The organism is Schaalia suimastitidis DSM 15538, from assembly GCF_000429105.1.
Classification (GTDB): domain Bacteria; phylum Actinomycetota; class Actinomycetes; order Actinomycetales; family Actinomycetaceae; genus Pauljensenia; species Pauljensenia suimastitidis.
This window is the reverse complement of sequence record NZ_AUBF01000010.1, coordinates 97,849-116,167: the sequence shown is the minus strand read 5'-3', so window position 1 is coordinate 116,167 and position 18,319 is coordinate 97,849. Positions and strand designations below refer to the sequence as shown.

Annotated in this window: 17 protein-coding genes; 5 read left to right on the top strand and 12 right to left on the bottom strand. The window is 56.2% G+C overall.

What is annotated here, in order from left to right; all coding sequences use genetic code 11:
• Positions 1 to 84: 84 nt before the first annotated feature.
• Entirely contained in the window at positions 85 to 1,068 is a 984-nt protein-coding gene (dapD, locus tag G438_RS0105505; RefSeq protein ID WP_026460470.1) for a 2,3,4,5-tetrahydropyridine-2,6-dicarboxylate N-succinyltransferase, read from the top strand.
• Between the two features lie 120 nt (positions 1,069 to 1,188).
• Here dapD and G438_RS0105500 read toward each other — a convergent pair whose 3' ends face one another.
• The 3 genes from G438_RS0105500 to fdxA all read right to left on the bottom strand — a co-directional run bounded on the left by G438_RS0105500 (position 1,189) and on the right by fdxA (position 4,257).
• Positions 1,189 to 2,544 carry a citrate synthase gene (locus G438_RS0105500; RefSeq protein ID WP_084403125.1) on the bottom strand — a complete coding sequence of 452 codons (1,356 nt, stop codon included), beginning with the start codon at positions 2,542 to 2,544 and terminating at the stop codon, positions 1,189 to 1,191.
• Between the two features lie 117 nt (positions 2,545 to 2,661).
• The gene (gene dapC, locus G438_RS0105495) at positions 2,662 to 3,840 is read right to left on the bottom strand and encodes a succinyldiaminopimelate transaminase (RefSeq protein ID WP_026460468.1); all 1,179 of its coding nucleotides are present in this window, start codon (positions 3,838 to 3,840) and stop codon (positions 2,662 to 2,664) included.
• Positions 3,841 to 3,915: 75 nt separating this feature from the next.
• Positions 3,916 to 4,257 carry a ferredoxin gene (fdxA, locus tag G438_RS0105490; protein WP_026460467.1) on the bottom strand — a complete coding sequence of 114 codons (342 nt, stop codon included), beginning with the start codon at positions 4,255 to 4,257 and terminating at the stop codon, positions 3,916 to 3,918.
• A 42-nt stretch (positions 4,258 to 4,299) separates the two neighbouring features.
• Here fdxA and G438_RS0105485 point away from each other — a divergent pair, with 42 nt between their 5' ends.
• Complete coding sequence (locus G438_RS0105485) at positions 4,300 to 4,533, top strand: putative acetyltransferase (protein ID WP_240470998.1); 234 nt, start codon at positions 4,300 to 4,302, stop codon at positions 4,531 to 4,533.
• Positions 4,534 to 4,585: 52 nt separating this feature from the next.
• Here G438_RS0105485 and G438_RS12765 read toward each other — a convergent pair whose 3' ends face one another.
• Both G438_RS12765 and G438_RS12565 read right to left on the bottom strand, forming a co-directional pair.
• On the bottom strand, positions 4,586 to 5,077 hold the full coding sequence (locus G438_RS12765; protein WP_420804719.1) for a PIN domain-containing protein: 492 nt from the start codon (positions 5,075 to 5,077) through the stop codon (positions 4,586 to 4,588).
• A gap of 93 nt (positions 5,078 to 5,170) precedes the next feature.
• Entirely contained in the window at positions 5,171 to 5,632 is a 462-nt protein-coding gene (locus G438_RS12565; RefSeq protein WP_205618415.1) for a helix-turn-helix domain-containing protein, read from the bottom strand.
• A gap of 129 nt (positions 5,633 to 5,761) precedes the next feature.
• Here G438_RS12565 and G438_RS10990 point away from each other — a divergent pair, with 129 nt between their 5' ends.
• Positions 5,762 to 7,366: a succinic semialdehyde dehydrogenase gene (locus G438_RS10990; protein WP_051259336.1), complete on the top strand. Its 1,605-nt coding sequence runs from the start codon at positions 5,762 to 5,764 to the stop codon at positions 7,364 to 7,366.
• Positions 7,367 to 7,376: 10 nt separating this feature from the next.
• Positions 7,377 to 8,231: an SDR family oxidoreductase gene (locus G438_RS0105465; RefSeq protein WP_026460465.1), complete on the top strand. Its 855-nt coding sequence runs from the start codon at positions 7,377 to 7,379 to the stop codon at positions 8,229 to 8,231.
• A 19-nt stretch (positions 8,232 to 8,250) separates the two neighbouring features.
• Here G438_RS0105465 and G438_RS10985 read toward each other — a convergent pair whose 3' ends face one another.
• Complete coding sequence (locus tag G438_RS10985; protein WP_051259335.1) at positions 8,251 to 9,540, bottom strand: carbohydrate-binding domain-containing protein; 1,290 nt, start codon at positions 9,538 to 9,540, stop codon at positions 8,251 to 8,253.
• Between the two features lie 178 nt (positions 9,541 to 9,718).
• Here G438_RS10985 and G438_RS0105455 point away from each other — a divergent pair, with 178 nt between their 5' ends.
• Positions 9,719 to 10,048, top strand: coding sequence for a hypothetical protein (locus G438_RS0105455; protein ID WP_026460464.1), 330 nt, complete (start codon positions 9,719 to 9,721; stop codon positions 10,046 to 10,048).
• A 74-nt stretch (positions 10,049 to 10,122) separates the two neighbouring features.
• On the opposite strand, the gene G438_RS0105450 is transcribed toward G438_RS0105455, so the two are convergent.
• From G438_RS0105450 to G438_RS0105425, 6 genes are all read right to left on the bottom strand, one after another.
• On the bottom strand, positions 10,123 to 10,389 hold the full coding sequence (locus G438_RS0105450; protein WP_026460463.1) for an HPr family phosphocarrier protein: 267 nt from the start codon (positions 10,387 to 10,389) through the stop codon (positions 10,123 to 10,125).
• 122 nt (positions 10,390 to 10,511) lie between these two features.
• On the bottom strand, positions 10,512 to 11,351 hold the full coding sequence (locus G438_RS0105445) for a PRD domain-containing protein (protein ID WP_240470996.1): 840 nt from the start codon (positions 11,349 to 11,351) through the stop codon (positions 10,512 to 10,514).
• A gap of 53 nt (positions 11,352 to 11,404) precedes the next feature.
• A complete protein-coding gene (locus G438_RS0105440) occupies positions 11,405 to 13,465 on the bottom strand; it encodes a glucose PTS transporter subunit IIA (protein ID WP_026460461.1) in 2,061 nt (686 codons plus the stop codon).
• A 370-nt stretch (positions 13,466 to 13,835) separates the two neighbouring features.
• Positions 13,836 to 14,750 carry a VOC family protein gene (locus G438_RS10980; protein ID WP_051259334.1) on the bottom strand — a complete coding sequence of 305 codons (915 nt, stop codon included), beginning with the start codon at positions 14,748 to 14,750 and terminating at the stop codon, positions 13,836 to 13,838.
• Between the two features lie 387 nt (positions 14,751 to 15,137).
• Positions 15,138 to 16,109 carry a diaminopimelate dehydrogenase gene (locus tag G438_RS0105430; protein WP_026460460.1) on the bottom strand — a complete coding sequence of 324 codons (972 nt, stop codon included), beginning with the start codon at positions 16,107 to 16,109 and terminating at the stop codon, positions 15,138 to 15,140.
• A 243-nt stretch (positions 16,110 to 16,352) separates the two neighbouring features.
• On the bottom strand, positions 16,353 to 17,837 hold the full coding sequence (locus G438_RS0105425; protein ID WP_084403123.1) for a Na+/H+ antiporter NhaC family protein: 1,485 nt from the start codon (positions 17,835 to 17,837) through the stop codon (positions 16,353 to 16,355).
• Between the last annotated feature and the right edge of the window lie 482 nt (positions 17,838 to 18,319).

The window sequence follows — 18,319 nt, the reverse complement described above, 5'->3', positions numbered from 1 at the left end:
TCACGGGCTGACAGCCTTCCGCTCGCTATAACCACGCTATGGGATTAGCGTGCCTACTCTTTGCCTAGACCATAAGGTATGCCTATGGACATGACGAAAGCTTGGGGCATTGGCCTGGCAACAGTGACGAATAACGGCCAGACACTTGACGTATGGTTCCCCCAACCACATATGGGCACAAGACCCGACAATGGTGATGCCGAACTATTGGATCAACTCAGCGCTCTTCAACGCACCGACGATGCACGTGGAGTACGGACCTCAGTTGTTGTCTGTTCGACTGATCTGGAGGATCAGCCTCAATCAACCGCTGACGCCTACCTGCGTCTGCATCTTCTGTCCCATCGTCTTGTCCTGCCCAATACCATCAATCTTGACGGTATTTTTTCGCGCCTACCCAATGTGGTGTGGACAAGCGTGGGTCCGTGTGCCGCAGACAACTTCGAAGAAACCCGTATGCGTCTGCATATGCAATACGGACACCCCGTCAATGTTATTGGCGTCGATAAATTCCCACCTATGGTGAACTACGTCGTACCTTCAGGTGTGCGTATCGCCGACGGCGCAAAAGTTCGCCTTGGTGCGCATCTTGCCGAAGGCACGACGGTAATGCACGCCGCCTTCGTTAATTTCAACGCTGGCACGCTGGGACGGTCCATGGTTGAAGGCCGCATATCCCAAGGTGTTGTTATTGACGATGGGTCCGATGTCGGTGGTGGCGCCTCGACTATGGGCACCCTTTCCGGTGGCGGAAAATCGCGCGTTCGCCTCGGAAAGCGCTGTCTCCTTGGCGCAAACTCTGGCCTCGGGATTCCCCTTGGAGACGATTGCGTGGTCGAAGCAGGGCTGTACTTGACCGCTGGTACGAAGGTGGCACTCATGCCATCGGGCGGTGTCGTTCCTGGTAGCCATGGCCTGTTTAAAGAACCGCGCACGATATCGGCACGTGAACTGGCCGGGGCATCAAATGTTCTTTTCCGTCGCAACTCATTGTCGGGGCGTGTTGAGGCACTTGCCCGTGGCGGACACGGCATCGTCCTCAACGACGAACTGCACGCCACCAACTAATAGGCGCATCAAAGGCGCAGTGCCGACGAGCACAGGGTGGTAGTGAAATACTCACTACCACCCTGATATTTTGGCGCCAAGTCGTGCGCCCACTGTGTCTAGGCGCCCACCGTACGCCGGTCAGATATCGACGCGCGACACGCGCTGGCGCAACGGCACGTAATCGCGTTCCACTTCACCGACGTAAACCTGGCGCGGGCGACCAATCTTGTTTTCTGGGTCCCGCGTCATTTCAACATACTGCGCGATCCATCCTGGCAGGCGCCCAAGGGCGAACAACGGGGTGAACATCTTGGTGGGGAAACCCATCGCCGAGTAAATCAGACCCGTGTAGAAATCGACGTTAGGATAAAGCTTACGCGCCTTGAAGTACTCGTCTGACAGAGCGATTTCTTCCAGCTCCATCGCGATATCCAGCAGCTCATCACGTTTGCCCAGACGCGACAGAACATCGTGGGCTGTTTCTTTCACCAGAGCTGCACGCGGATCATAGTTCTTGTAGACACGGTGCCCAAAGCCCATCAGGCGCACACCTGCCTCTTTATTCTTCACGCGTTCAACGTAATTTTTCACCGGCTGTCCCGTGTCGCGAATCTCGTGAAGCATCCTCAACACGGCCTCGTTAGCACCTCCGTGCAGCGGACCAGCCAAAGCGCCCACACCTGCGGCCACAGAGGCGTACAGATTCGCTTGGGACGATCCCACCAAACGCACCGTTGACGTGGAGCAATTTTGCTCGTGATCGGCATGAAGGATCAACAACATATCGAGTGCGCGTACCAACGCGGGGTCAATATCGTAGGCCTGGAATGGCATACCGAAGGTCAAACGAATGAAATCTTCCGTATAGCCTCGCTGCGCGTCAGGATAAAGCAACGGTAGACCTGCGGCGCGCTTGGCAATATACGAGATCATTGTCGGCACTTTTGCGATGAGCAGAACAAGGGCGTCTTGCAGTTGCTCTGGGTCACGCGGGTCCAACGTGTCTTCATAGTAGGTGGCAAGCCCAGCAATACCGGCTTGCAGGATGGCCATGGGATGCCCGTCGTGGGGGAAGGCAGTGAAGAATGCTTTGAAATCTTCGTGCAGCAAACGGTGCCGTCCAATGCGGCGAATAAAGGCTTCCAGTGTCGAAGCGTCTGGCAGTTCGCCGTGAATCAGCAGGTACGCCACCTCCAGGAAGGACGAGTTTTTGGCAAGTTGCTCAATGGGATAGCCTCGGTAACGCAAAATGCCTTGATCGCCGTCAATGTAGGTGATGGCTGATTTACATGAGGCAGTATTCGTAAAACCGGTGTCCAAGGTGACGACGTTGGCGTCGGCCATTAGACGACCAATACGCACACCGTCCGTACCGACTGTTGCTTTCTCGCACGGTAGTTCAATCGTGGCATCGCCGATCGTTAGGCGCGCGGCGACACTTTCTGGCTGCACGTCAGCCGCATCGGTGCGTGTGGTCGCGGTGTCCTTTGTCATGGGGATGTCCTCCTGTGATTGTGCGGGCATCATTACCGTCGCGTGGTCGCCCGGTACAACATTCAACCGGGACTCTTGTCCCAAGACTAACCTGCCAACAAGAGTTTTGCGCGGCTTTTACCATCCCTTGGACACTGCCCCCACGATACGCTGCGCCGCCGAAGAAATGCGTTCATCAGATGCGGTCAGTGCGACGCGTACGGCTCCATGGGCAGCTTCGCCATAAAAGTCACCGGGAGCCACAAGAATCCCTAATGTGGCGAACCATTGCACGATGGACCACGAATCCCCTCCCCCACGGGCAAAGGTCTGCTCTGCACTTTCCCCAGCTTCGCCTCGGCGAAGCCACAGGTACAGGCCCGCTTGCGACTGAGGATCATTAACGAGGCCCGTACCGTCAAGCGCATCAAGGAGCAGTTCCCTGCGACGCCGGTACGTTTCCCACTGGGTAGCAACGTGATTTGCATCGTCCAGCGCGCGCACCATCGCATGCTGCACGGGCGCTGGCACCATCATGCCCGCATGTTTACGTACCTCAACGACGGCAGCAAGTAACTGAGGATCACCCGCCATGAGGGCTGCACGGTAGCCAGCAAGATTCGACTGCTTCGACAAGGAATACAAGACGATAAGGCCACTCACATCACCGCCACACACCCGTGGGTCAAGGAGAGATGGCACACCTTGGCTGATGTAGGGCTCAGCCCACGGCAATGCGGCGTAGCATTCATCGGCCACAATCACGGCGTCATGATCGCGTGCCCACTGCACAGCGGCACGCAACTCGTCAAGGTTCAACACATGCCCATCGGGGTTGCCTGGCGAATTCAACCACACAAGCTGAGCATCGGGCCACGTTTCGGGGGCGCGCGGGTCAACCGGCGTGGGCGTTGCACCGGCTAGACGTGCACCAATGTCATAGGTCGGATATGCGCACTGCGGAAACAGCACCGTATCGCCCGCTTGAACACCAAGCATCGAAGGGATCCACGCGACTGCTTCTTTGGAGCCGATGGTTGGGATGACACCTGCGTCACCCGGGTCAACCATGTTGCGCCTCATGCACCAGCGGCGAATTGCCTGACGAACCTCAGGTGTTCCGATCACTGTAGGGTAGCCGGGAGCGTCGGCAGCCTCGTGGAGTGCTGTTTGGGCAAGCATCGGCGTTGGATCCACTGGCGTGCCAACGGAAAGGTCACAGATCCCTTCATGATGGGCTGCCGCGATGTTTTTATACGGCGTGAGAAGATCCCACGGGAAGTCAGGAAGTCCAAGGGTACGTGGCAACGGGCTCATGGCAGGCTTTCGTGAGTGGGGCATATGGATCGGCCTGCGGTGCGACGCTTGACGCACACCACAGGCCGACGTGGCTCAGTTCAACGAATCGAGGTAATCCTGGTTTTGTGGAGGCAGCGCGGCAATCATCGGATCGTCAAAATCTTGCACGCCAGCGCGTTGCGCACCGCCGGGCGAACCGAGTTCACTGAAGAAATCGACATTTGCCCGGTAGTAGTCAGACCACTCAGCAGGCAGGTCGTCCTCATAGAAGATTGCTTCTGTGGGACATACGGGCTCACAGGCACCGCAGTCCACGCACTCTTCCGGGTGAATATACAGCGAACGCGCACCCTCATATATGCAGTCCACAGGGCATTCATCAACACAGGCCCGGTCTTTGACATCGACACAGGGTTGGGCGATGACGTAGGTCATGGACTCCTCCTTCAGACATATCTACCCTCTATTATCGCTCACATGAGTCTTCCTGCCGACATGACACCCACTCCGCCTGCGCTGCCGTGGCTGGCGTGGCCTATTGGAACGCGCGTGGTTGTACGCTACCGCCTCGCTGACGGATTGCACGATGCCCTAGGAATACTTGTGGAATCAGCACCTGACCATGTCGTCATCGAAACGAGGCGCGGCCAAGTGCGCGTCGAGGCTGAGACGATGGTCACCGGCAAAGAAGTGCCACCTGCGCGGTGGTAGCGATGGGTGTACCTCAGGTGTCAACTGCACACGTGCTGACAGACATGCGGGGTTATCGGCGTCCTAGCCCCAGCTTGGCGACGGTCCTCGCGAAATTTATGGCACCAGCCTTATGTAGTCGATCAGCCACCGAATATGGAATGTCTCGATCTCGAAAATGCTTCTCAACGAACCGATACGTGCGTTCCACAACATCCGGTGCAGCACTCCAGACCAGCATAAAGAAGTCATCGGGACTATAGACTTCATAAGGAATTTCATCGATATTTAACGGTCCATTAATAAAATCCTTCACATTATTGGTGACCACATAGTCGGCGCAAGCGTCGACTGCAGCACCATGAACATGAGCATCCTTGGGATCAAAAAATGCATCTGGAACATGAAAATCCCGTATTCGACCTTGAGGAAAACCTTCGCGAATCTTGTCAACAATATTGGCTATCTGTCCACCGTCCCATTGAAGATGGTGTTTGCGCAGATTTGTAACAGTTTCCGCGAGGATGTCTTCAGTCCATACGACTTCATGTACCGTGCTGCTGATCGAGCGCCATTAGGCACACCCAGTCTCTTAGCGTCCGCGAGAACCAAACATTCGCGTCCACAAGAACTCTGTTGTCGCCCATACTCGCTGCCCCTAGCTGAAATCTTCAAGGTCATCTTCAAGGTCAAGCATTTCAAGCACTGCTGCTTGTTGGACATGGCGCCGTTGTTTCTGGAGTTTGATAACATCTGCTGTTTTCAACCTATGATGACTTCCCACCATATGCGCCGCCAAAGTACCTTCCTTAATGAGCTTCATTAAGGAAGGTCGGGAAATATCGAGCATTTTTGCTGCGGTTGTGGTTGTCACTTCTTCAGGCACTGTGCCGATAGATATCCGCCGCCCATCGCGCACTGCCGAAAGGGCGAACAAGACCACGCCAAGCAATTCATGAGGAAGCTCAATCGACAGTCCCAACTTACTCGTCAGATGCAGGGCAAGGTCAGATTGACGTGCGGGCTCGAACACTTCGGCATCGATCTTTCGAGCCAATTCCTGCTGCTTTTCTGTGATATTGAGTGTCTCATTGGGGACATTTTGTACACCGGTAGCCACAGCATTCACCTCCACTCTTCAGCTGCCTACAACGCTACATATTTTCACTTATAAGTGCAACCTCATTCGTTTTGTGCCACCACCCTTTGAGGCCGAATGCGCTGTAGGGCAACTCGATAGACTGCCATCATGAAATCCTCGCCACTTGATGCTTCTGCTGCCTCACTTTGGGATGAACGCGGCAGACGCGCAATTGACCTCCTTGGCGTCACCTGGCAACAGTTCCCATCCACTTGCGCCCAACCCGACGAACAACGGCCACCGCTGACCATCACTTCACCCCTTACTGGCACCATCATCGGTACGATCCCCCGCCTCGGCACGCGCGACATACGTGCCGCCACCAAGAGAGCACGGGCAGCGCAACGGCGTTGGACATCCCTCAACGTCCGCGAGCGCTGTCGACGCTTGCTTGCTTTCCACGATCTCGTGTGGAAATACTGTGACCCGCTCGCCGACCTTGTCCAATGGGAGTCAGGTAAGGCTCGCGCCCATGCCTTCGAAGAAATCGCTGATGTGGCAATGACCGCCCGCTATTTGGCGCGTCACGCACCTCAAACCCTTCGTTCTCGCACAGTTGCAGGTACTTTGCCGCTGCTGACACGCACCACAGTCCATCATCGCCCTAAGGGAGTGGTTGCGGTTATTGCGCCGTGGAACTACCCGTTAACACTGGTGGCGTCGGACGCATGCGCCGCCTTGGTCGCTGGGAATGCGGTGCTTCTGAAACCTGATTCGCACACTCCTTTCACGGCCTTAGCGGTTCGATCGTTATTTGAGCGCTGCGGTCTTGACCCCGACCTTTTCCAGGTACTACCTGGTTCTGGTGCCGAGGTTGGAGGTGAGCTTGTTGATAGTGCCGACTTTGTGATGTTTACTGGCTCGACAGCGACAGGCGTTCAAATAGCTACCCGCGCAGCCGCCCACCTCCGCGGCGTATCGTTAGAGCTTGGCGGCAAGAATCCAATGATTGTGTGCTCTGACGCTCCCTTGTCGCGCACGATACCTGGAGCAGTGAAAGCATGTTTTTCCAACGCTGGTCAGCTGTGCGTCTCCATTGAACGTATTTACGTGGTCAGCGAAATTTGGGATCGTTTCGTCCCAGCCTTCGTCGACGCCGTCCAAGCGTTGCGCGTTGAAGCCTCCATGAACTGGCAGGCGTCCATGGGCCCACTGATCAGCAGCGAACATGCTCAGCGTGTCCATGCGCATGTCGTCGACGCCGTTGAAAAAGGGGCACGATTACATGTTGGGGGCTCTTACCGTCCTGATGTTGCGCCAAGTGCCTACGCCCCGACGGTACTCAGTGGGGTGACAGCAGATATGACCGTGTTTGCTCAAGAAACCTTTGGGCCTGTCGTCTCGCTTTACCGGGTGCGTGACGAGGATGAGGCTGTTGCCCTGGCGAATGCCTCCTCCTATGGGCTCAATGCCTCAGTGTGGACGAAGAATCTGCGGCGAGGTCGCGACATCGCTTCACGCTTGGAATGCGGCACCGTCAACATTAACGAGGGCTATGTGGCTGCGTGGGCATCACAGGCAGCTCCCATGGGTGGCATGAAGTCGTCGGGTATAGGTCGACGCCACGGCAGGGAAGGCATCACGAAATATACCGAACCTCAAACGATTGCAACCCAACGCCTGATGAATATTCAAGCACCTAATACTATTGGGGAGGAACGGTGGGCCACTGTGATGTCACTGTGGCTTCGTATGCTCCGTACCTTCGGCTGAAAGTTCACTCATGACATCTTTTCGTCCCACCCGTGTGCCTGTGCGCGGCGCGATTGTCCTTGTTACCGGCGCAGGCTCCGGTATCGGGTTGCTGATGGCGAAAGAGGCTGCCGCCCGGGGCGCGAAAACAGTGCTCCTGTGGGACATTAACGTCGCGGCAGTGCAAGACCTGGCAGATGAACTCACACAAGCAGGGGTACACGCCAAGGCATGGCAAGTCGATGTCGCAGATAGTGCCTCTGTCGATCAGGCAGCTAAGGACGTGCTTGAGACCTTCGGACGCGTCGATATCCTTATCGCCTCCGCGGGGATCGTCACCGGTAAATACTTTGAGGAACTGGACGACAATGACATTGAACGGACCTTTAACGTCAATGTTTTCTCACTCTATCGCTGTGTGCGCCCCTTCCTACCTGGCATGATCGCCCGCGACAAAGGTTCAGTCGTCGTGGTCGCGTCTGCTGCTGGCCTTGTTGGCGTGTCGCGACAAACGGACTATTCAGCATCAAAATTTGCTGCCGTCGGTTTCACAGAATCGCTGCGTTCAGAGCTGCGTCACCGCGGAAGTCATGTCCGCACACTGCTTGTGGCCCCGTACTACATTTCTACTGGGATGTTCGATGGTGTGCAGACGAAAGTTCCGGCTGTTCTACCGATTTTGAAACCAGAAAAGGTTGCGACAACGGTTATCAATGCGATTGAACGCGGCGAGCAACGGAAGGTTTTGCCGTGGTTTGCACATTCGGTGTTGGGCATCAAGGCACTACCTGTACCGATTTTTGACTGGATAACGGATCTGTTCGGGATTTCTTCGACGATGGACACCTTTACCGGGCGCCGCTTGGGGGAAGGTGGCGCCCGGTAAAGGTAGTGGTGTCATTGTGTTAGCGTTGGCCTCTGGTTCCTGCGCTCAGCTGGTCAGCCGATGTGATCTGTTGTCCGTTGGCTGTCACCGTTGCTCCGTCAAGGGTGATACCGCCATTTGCGTCAGCGATATTTCCTTCACCAGCTTGTCCAGAGGCAATGGTGATGGTGCCGCCACTCAACTCAATGGAGCCATTGGAGTCAAGCCCGTCGGCACCTGCGTTAATGTCAACAGTGCCCCCGGAGATCACCAGCGTTGACCCGTCATCCGCTTCGGTGCCGCCTGTTGTGGTTTCAAGGTAGCTGCTGGCGTTGATGCCATCGTCGGACGTCGTGATGGACACGTCGCCACCGGAGATGGTCAGTGCGGTCGATTCGATACCTTCAACTGCGGATTCAATCGTTACCGTTCCGGCAGCGATTTCAAGGGCTTGCTCTGCGTTAATACCATCATCGCCAGCGTTCACGGTCAGCGAGCCGCCGCCAATGAGGATCCATCCGCGTTCTGTGTCGGTAGTGTTATCGGATTTAATGGCATCGCCTGCCGCTTCGACACTAATCTGTCCGTCGTAGACAACGATGTAGTCCTTGCCACGGATACCGTCGTCTGCGCCTGTGGCGTTGATCGTGCCGCTGACAATCACGAGGCCGTCGGAGGCGCTGATCGCATCATTCGTATTTCCGGTGACGATGAGTGTGCCCTCCCCCGCGAAGGTGAGGTCAGATGCCGAGGCGATGGTGGCAACGGGGGTTGCATCATTTGCCACCGTGTAGCCGCTGCCATCAGCGAGGCTGTTTTGCGTGTCCGATTCAGTGTAAATAATAGCTTCATCTGCGCTGACCACGGAGATTGCTGGTCCAGTTGAGCTGCTGATATTGACACCATCTAGGATCAGGACGACGGAATCGGTGTCGGCAGCGGTCACAACGATTTGCCCGTCACTGAGGGTGCCACTGATGCGGTATACCCCTGCCGCGCTAATGGTCACTGTGGAGCCGTCAACGCTTACCGCCGATGAATCCGAGGTTGATCCCGAGTCTGACAGCGTGACGGTGTATTCTTCGGAGCTATCCCACACGAGGTCGTCGGCATCGTAATGCGTGTCGTAGGTGGACAATGCGGTGGTGCCTGCGGTGCTGGCATTCGTGGTGGCGTTTGCCGAGGTGGTAGTTGCCGTGGCGGTCGTCGACGTAGCGGTGGCACTGCTGGTAGAGCCACTGGTGCATCCTGTGGCGACGCCTGCGATTAGCAGGGCTGAGGCGGCCAGAGCTGAGAGGCGAAGGAATGCGGAGTTCTTTTTGAGGGCCATGAGGTCTCCTTACAGTTGGTGTGCTGTTTCGCTGGTGAGGTTTTCCTCTGATAGCCCTTATTTCAGTCGCTGTCCTTATGACGATGCTGTGAAGAGCCTTGGTTGCGCGTGTGGAGGCATTTTCGCCATCATGTGTCCAAATCTATGCAGATCATTACTGAGCATGTACGGTGGAGGTATGAAAACATCTCGTTTCACAGTAACTGCGGCCCTTGTCCTCGGCGCTTCTGCCATGATCCTTGCTGGTTGTGCCTCGTCACAAACGGCATCTTCCGCTGATGGAGCTTGGCCCGCAGAAGTTCAAGAAAACTTTATCTCCGAATGCAAAACCTCCTCCGGCGGCCAGGAAGCGTACTGCACCTGCACAATGGAATTCCTCCAAGGCAAACTCACCTATGAGCAGCTCAGTGAGGCAGAAACCAAGATGCGGGCCGGTGAGTCCACCGAGGAGTTTACTGCGCTCATTATGGAAGCCGGGACCTCGTGCGCTGACAAGCTCACGCAGTAGCTGTCCGTTTGCTTTAACATAAAGGTGGTGCCGCACCCTGAGGTGCGGCACCACCTTATTACTGCTGAGGTGTTTTACTCGTTGTCGAGGTCACGTGCAAGAAGTGCCACCAGAGAGTCGAGGGCTTCAGCTGCCGAGTCATCTTCACAGCTCAGGGTCACCTCATCGCCATTTTTCACGCCAAGCGTCATGATTTCCATGAGGCTAGCAGCGTCAGCTTCTTCACCGTTGAACGAAATGACAATATCAAAGCCTGTTTCGTCAGCTGCGTTAGCGAAGGTTGCTGCGGGGCGTGCATGCAGACCGGAGGCGGAGGCAACTGTTGCGGTGCGAGTGATCATGGTGGAGTCCTTCCATCGGGGAGATGGCTAATGCCGTCTCTTATGTTATTCGATTGCTATGTAGTGATGTAAGTAATTGGGCCCATATTTTGCCACGTGGACAATCAACCCACTCGGGTACATTATGGCGTTGTCAATCTGACGACGTGGAGCGTCAAATACGAGATTTCGTCTTCGCTTAACGGTTCGCCTAACCGCAATTCCATGAGACGCGCAATAGTCTGCGCACACTCATGACCTTTGGGGTAAGAGGTACGTATCGCTTCCACTATTGGGGGTGCCTGATCAACGAGCTGCTGATCACGTTTAACTCTGACGAAAAGGTAACGCAGATGGGTAATGAAACGTGCCGCACTGATTGAAGACACGTCTACTGTCAGATCGAAGGCGCCCTCAACCACCTCGATTATTTGCTGTATGACGCCAGTCATCGTGTATGTCCACGAGAGATCTCCCGTAGCAAAACCAGCATTCACCAGGTGCAAGGCTAGCGCCGTCGCTTCGGTTTGAGGCAGGGCAACATCAAGTTCAGCATTGACCGCATCGAGGAGTAGTCCTGCACGCGCATACTCATCGGGATACAAGTGGAGCACCTCTCCTGTGAGTGGGTATTCCAGGATTTGTCCACTGTGTGTGCGGTTGATGGCCAGCGTGAGGTGATCAGCCAGGGCAATAACCAGCGTAGGGTTCGCCAACGCCGCCTCGTCGATACCGACCTGTCGAGCTGAACGCACGACGAGTTGGATCATTTCAGGTGTGATTTCGGCGAGAAGTTGCGCCATATGGTCGGGGTCGCGCCCATCGGCAGGAACGAAAGTACGCACCACTTTCGTCATGTCGACAGCGTCACCGGCTTTCGCTTGGTAGCCGAGCCCGCGCCCAGTGAGGATTACTTCCCCTCCGTCGGCTCGACGAGCGAGGACGACATTATTGTTGAAGATGCGTAGTAGCTCCATCTCCATGCGGGGTCTTACTCCTCTCCGGGCGCAGGCTGCGACTATCGACAGTCAGATGATCAGCGGTTAATGCGGACCACGGTATCACCAGCACGTACGCCGGTGCCGGTGAGAGCTTCGACGCCAGCAAATGCCTTGGTGTTGGTGACCGTCATCATAGTTGTTGTGTCGTATCCTGCGGCCTCTACCTTGGCAAAGTCCACGGTCACGAGCAGATCACCCTTGGTGACACGCTGTTTCTTGGTCACTGCGACATCGAAACCGTCACCATTCATCTGCACGGTGTCGATACCAACGTGGATAAGGACTTCGACTCCGTCATCGGATTTAATGCCGAATGCGTGTCCACTTGATGCGACGGTGGCCATCACACCTGAGATTGGAGCAACAATACGTGCTTCTGTGGGGACAATACCGACGCCTTCTCCTAAAGCGCGCGACGCAAAGACCGGGTCAGCAACTTCATCAAGAGACAAAACCTTACCGGCAACTGGGGCACCAATGACCTCGGTCGGCTCACCGTCGGTAAGGACCACCGCGGGAGCCGCATGAGTGGGTGCATGCGCTGGTGCGGCGGCAGGGGTTGTGGCAGTGATGCGGTCAGCTACCTTTGCCGCGGCTTTAGCTGCTTTCGCTTCAGCTTTTTGTTCGGCCGTGCGGTAGTCGAAGGTGAGTACCAGTGTGAATGCGACAAAGAACGCCACAGCGATGGCGATGCCGTAGATCCACATTGGATCAAAGACGGGGATGGTTAGTAGCGATGTAAATGCGAATGCTTCAGTCTTCACGCCGCCAGAGCTTAGGCCCAGTAGTGCAATTGTGAGGCCACCAGAGAAACATCCGACCAACATCAGCGGGTAGATGCGCTTGAAGCGCAGGTGGATACCATAGAGCGAGGGCTCGGAAATACCGCCGAGGAGGCCCGCAGCCAGTGCACCAGTTGCGGTCTGTCGCATCTGAGTTTCTTTATCACGGATTGACAGTGCCAAAACGCCAGCCGTTGCACCGAAGCACGCGAAGTTCCATGCGCCCATGGGCCCTTGGATGAAGTCGTAACCGAGGCTTTGGATATTGACGAGCATGAGAGCGTTCAACGGCCAGTGCAAGCCAAGCGGCACTAGGAACGGGTAGATCATGGGGATGATCAGTGCGAATACGAAGGGGGCGTTGGTGTTGAGCCATGCGAGTCCAACGCCAAGGCCGTTACCCAGCCAGACCCCTACGGGACCGATAATAAATGCGGTCAGTGGAATCATGATGCCCATCGAGATGAAGGGAACGAAGACCATCTGAACATTCGTGGGAATAATCTTCTTCAAGACTCGGTATAGTACCGCCAAAACGGCAACCATGATGAGCGGAACGAAGACGTTGCCACTGTAGTCGTTAAGTTGCAGGGGCAGGCCGAAAATGTTGGCGGTGCACGACGAGGTGCCAAGGAGTTCATTGGTGACACACACGGTGTCCGGGAAGCGCTCGACTTCGTCCAGGCCAATGAACTCGGGGGTCATCAGTGCTGCCATGACGGTAGCGCCAAGCCATGGGTCAATGTCGAGTTTTTTGGCGGCGTTATACGCCACCATGATGGGCAGGAAGTAGAAGACTGCGCGCCACAGCGTGTCAACGAAAACCCAGGATGCGGATTTGTCAGCAGCGCGGAAGTCGACGATATGCATGGCGTCGAGGACGGCAGCGAAAGCGATGATGAGCGACGCGCCCAGCAGAACGCCAAGCAGCGGACGGAAGGAGTCAGAGAGGTATTCGAAGAAGGAGTCGAGCCAGGCGACTTTGCCGCGCGCTTTGGAGCGAGCAGCGGCTTTCACATCTGCATCAGACATGCCGTCACCACTTGCTTTGGCTGCTCCGCCTCCCATGCCGGGCAGCGTGTTCATTGCAGCGAAAACGGTTTGTACACCACCGCCGATGACGACTTGGAGGCGATCACCTGCCTGGGGAACGACGCCGAGTACGCCATCAACGGCGTCAAGTGTGGCTGAGTCGACGCGACCTGCGTCAACGAGTTCAAAGCGAAGCCTGGTCGCACAGTGCGTCAGACTTGCGACGTTTTCAGCGCCGCCGATTGCCGCGAGGATCTCTTTCGCGGTCTGGATGTCGGACATCTCTGTCGCCTTCCTGCCCATTTTGGGCAACAAAAAAGACCCGGGCACACGCCTATGGCGTATTCCCAGGTCTTGCCTCGTCAGAGTAACAACCCTGTTGTTCATTCGGTTCGCACCGCGGGGGGTGCGCACAAACACAGAGCCTAACAGTGGCGGAGATGAATGCCAAGAGGCAAGCAAATGTAATGTGGAGCACATCTCATGCGTGAGGATGACACAAGCCCGGCAGTGACATGACGACTCGTCGGCTTCACACTGGAGCCGTATGGCGTCACATTGGCCATATCTGTGCAGCTCACGACATGCGCCCAGCCCACATTCAGCACACCTCCTGGCAGCTACTTCACGCTTCGTTGCCAAGTGACAGGATTTATCCCACGAGCGCTTCGCCTTGAACGCCCTGTCGGATACTCAATTGGTTGTTCCACGGATCGTAAACCGTGAGTTGCCCATCGCCTCGTTGATAGGCTACGCCTGCATAGGACAGTCGATCTTCCAACGCCGCGATACTGTCTGCCTCAGGCAAGAAGAGGTCGATATTGGCCAGTCCGAGCGTATCGTGACGCCGCGATGCTCCCGCAGAGTTCCAGGTATTCATCGCCATGTGGTGATGGTAGCCTCCTGCAGATACAAAAATGGCTGAGTTACCAAGGCGCGCGGTGAGGTCAAAGCCGAGCGTGTCGACATAGAAGGCGTGGGCTGTTTTTGTGTCGCCCACTTGCAGGTGAACGTGTCCGACGTGAGCGAGCGACGACTGCGACCATTCCGCGAGGTCAGGTCGGATGGCTTGACGTATTTCGTCGTCATTGAGGTGTTCGCGGATAAACGCTGCCGCGTCGATGTGAAGGGTATCCATAACAACGAGGCCATTTTTCCATTGCCATTCCTGCCGCGGACGGTCCCAGTAGAGTTCCACACCATTACCTTCAGGGTCAGTGAAATAGAAGGCTTGGCTCACCAAGTGATCACCGGGTCCAACATAGTGCTGTCGGTATTTGGCAAGGGCGCTTGCAAGATGCGCAGCAAGAACAGCCTGTGTGGGAAAGAGGATGGCGACGTGGAAAAGTCCGGCTTCTCGTGGTGAAGGTCGGCGTAGTGTGTGATCTTCTTCGAGGATGAGGATCGGTCGCTTCTCTAGGCCAAGTACAATATCGTGGCCGTGTCGACCGATTTCGCTCAGGCCGATACCGCGCGTATAGAAGTCATATACCGCCGCGATGGCGTTGACGCGAAGGCGAACTGCGCCTAGGTCGATATTGTGTGGAAGTTTATCAAGGTGTGTCATCGCCATTTCCTGCACTTAGGTCAATAGCGACAAGATTAGTTGAATCATTAAGTTTATGATAGCGGAGATGCCTGTGACAAGCAGCTCATCGATTCAGGTGTAGCGTACCTATAAAGCGGCCTCTGCAGCACTGTGCCCCAGGTACACCACCGTCGTCGTAGGTGAACACCGCAGAAATACGCTGACGCTGTAGTCCGCGTGTAGGCTTCACCGCAACGTTCCCACGCGAAGGCCCGTACTTACTGTTGCCGCGTGCGATATCGCTGTCGCAGCGTGCTTCGAATTGCCATCGCCGCGTGCGATATTGCCGAGGCGCCCTGTAGCGGGCCAAAATGCGCAGTACAGGGCGCTCCGCCTTCGCATCACCCGCATTGAGCACGCGCGCGCTTACAGGTAGTGCGCGCGCAATGTATCAGCATCCAGAGCTGACAAGTCGGCAAGCGTGACGTCGAAAACGGTGCGTGCGCCACACTCGCCTCGTGCCGCCATACGCGCCACAGCACGCGCCATCGCAACCAGCACCGAACCTGTAAACTCCGGGTTCGAGCCAAGCTGCAGCTCAAAATTCGCATTCGCCCACACACCTTCTGATGTCGCACCTCGGCGGATAACAACGCCGCCGTGAGGCATCCCCGAGTGTTGATCTGCTAGTTCTTGCGCCGAAATAAATGTCACGGTTGTGTCATAGTCTGCGAAATAATGTGGCATCTGGACGATCTCGCGCTCGATGCGGTCCCGATCTGCCCCTTCTTCAGCCACGACATAGCAGTCACGCTTGTGCATTGAGCGGGTTGTGAGCGTCACTTCGTCGCCACGCTTGACGGCATCAACCGTTTCTTCAACAGGTAGGGTGTACTGCTTGGCATCTATGACACCGTCAATGCGCCGCAATGCGTCCGAATGCCCCTGGGAGACGCCGGGTCCCCAAAACGTTGTACTTTCGCCGTGAGGAAGGATCGCCTCGCCAAGAACCCGAAGCATTGAAAACAGGCCAGGATCCCAACCCGTGGAAATCAAGGCAAGCTTGCCAGATTCTTTCGCGGCGGCATCCACGGAAGCGTAATAGGCGGGGATTTTTGCGTGGGTGTCGAAAGAGTCCACGGTGTTGAAGTAGGCTGCGGCCTGCGGCCCCTGTTCAGCCAGGTCTGTGGCTGATCCACCGCAGTTCAGGCACACATCGACAGCGTCGACCCAGTCCGGCATCTGGTCAATGTGAGCAACGGGAACACCGTGGGCGTCAAGGGAGGCCGGGTCACGTCGCGTGAAAACGACGACGAGCTCCATATCAGGGTTTTTTTCAATCGCTGCTTGGGCGCCTCGTCCCAGGTTGCCGTATCCATTGATCGCGACCCGTATCATCGCACTTCTCCCCTCAGTTGGACGTGTATTGCACGGCGTTCGTGCGCGGAAACTGTGGTGCCCACGATCGAGACACGAGCACGCTGCGTCGAGCTGGGTTCCAGCCTACGTGAGCATCGGTGGCGGCATCTGAATACGCCCACATTGCGTCCGCGGGCCGGAAGAGACCACGGTGGTGTGGCCGCTGGAGCACAGGCGCGAACCGCCACGCAACGCAGTTGGAACGCAGGAAAACCGCGGGCATTACAGCATGAGCGCCGCCACCCACGCGAATAACAACATGCCGATATTGCAATGGAAGAAAGTAGGGATCACCGAGTCGCGGATATGGTCATGACGCCCATCGGCGTTAAGGCCCGCGGTCACGCCCAGCGAAATCGTCGAAGCGGGAGACCCAGCGTCGCCCAGCGCGGCAGCAGCACCCAGGAGACACACAGCAGCCAGAGGTGAGAAACCTAATTCAAAGGCGAGCGGCAGATAAATCGGGGCGAGGATCGGCACTGAAGCGAAAGAATCACCAAAGCCTAAAGTGATGAACAAACCGACGAAAAGCATGAGGAACGCACCGATGATCTTGTTGCCGCCAATCAACGAGGCCGTCGCGGAGATCAGTGCCTCAACTTCACCTGTGGCGGTCAGCAGACCCGCAAACCCGGAGGCGACGGTGATAATAACGGCGATCTGCGCCATCATTAAAAGCCCTTGGGTAAACACGTCGTCTTGTTCGCTCCAACGGAATACGCCACCCACGCTGAGCAGCACGAAACCAACCAAGGCGCCGACGGTTAACGAGTCGAAAGCAATTTGGAATGCCAGGGTCGCAGCCAACGCCAAAAGCGTCATCACCAGGGAGTATGGGCGCATTTTTGACGTCGTTTCCGAGGCGGCAGTAGCCAGTGGCGATGTCGGCAGCGGCGCAGCGTATTGCCGAGGCTTGCGGTAAGTGACGAAAACCGCGAAAAGCATACCCGCCACCAGGCCCATCACCGGCCAAAACATTGCTGTCATCGCCAGATTTGCGGTGGCTTCCACACCGTACTGTGCACCAAATTCGTTGACATTAGGGGCAAGTATTTCGCCCAGGTAGATGGCGCCAAAACCAGTGGGGAGAAGCAGATACGCCGCACTCATTGAACATGCGAGGATACAGGCGACAGCACGCCGGTCAACGCTCAGAGCGTTGAGGACGCTTAACAGTGGCGGCACGACAATGGGAATGAAGGCGATATGGACGGGGATGAGGTTTTGCGACAGCAGGGCCATCAGCATAAAAAGGCCGTAGAGCGCCCATTTGACGCCTTTTCCAGCGTTGTCGGTGCCGACTTTGGCTGAAATCCACTGGGCAAATATTTCAATCAGCCCTGAACGTGACAATGCCACTGCCAGTGCTCCCACCATGACGTAGGTGATGCCGACTTGTACGCCTGTAGGTAGCGCCTCGTTGAAGGCGGCGATAGTGCCGTCAAGACCAAGGCCAGCGTGAAGGCCGCCAGCCAACGCTGCGATGATCAGGGCCACGGTCACCGGAACTTTGACGATACACAGCGCCACCATCAGCGTAATCGCCAATACGATTGAGTTGACGCTGTATCCGGCAAGTTCACAGCCAACGAATACGACACCCAGCACGGCAAGGGTGATCACCGCGTAGGGCGGAAAGATTTCGGATAAGGGTATTGACGAGGCGGTGGTGCGGGTTTCGCTTTTGTCTTGGGTCACTGTGTTCATGATGAGTCCTATCTCCCGCGTTGATCGTAGTGAGGTCAGCCGGTCGCCGGTTGGATCGATCACATATGGGACAAGGCAGTAACGGCGGCTGTTCATCTCCCGACGTGCCGCGAGGCACCGCACAAGGTTGCCACGAAAATACCGAGTAAGGTCGATGAATGGGAAGCAGAGGCACAATGAGGCAAGTTAGCCAACGAGGAGTCCGACAAAATGCGAGATCGGCGCCGTGAATCAGTCCGGTTCCCGCAAGTCCGTTAGAGGCTGCAAGCGAGGTGGAGACAGGCCAAGCTCCCAATCCTTGACTGCATGCCTGCGTCCTTTTTCTAAGACAGACTAGAGCATCGCCGCCAGATCCAGATATCGCCGCATCCCTTCGTTGGTGGGTTTCACTCCAAATAACACAACGACGAGCGCCATGTCAGTGTCCACCGCTTTCGCCGGTCTAATGCCAGTAAGGCTTTTTCAAATCTCGCCCACCGGCT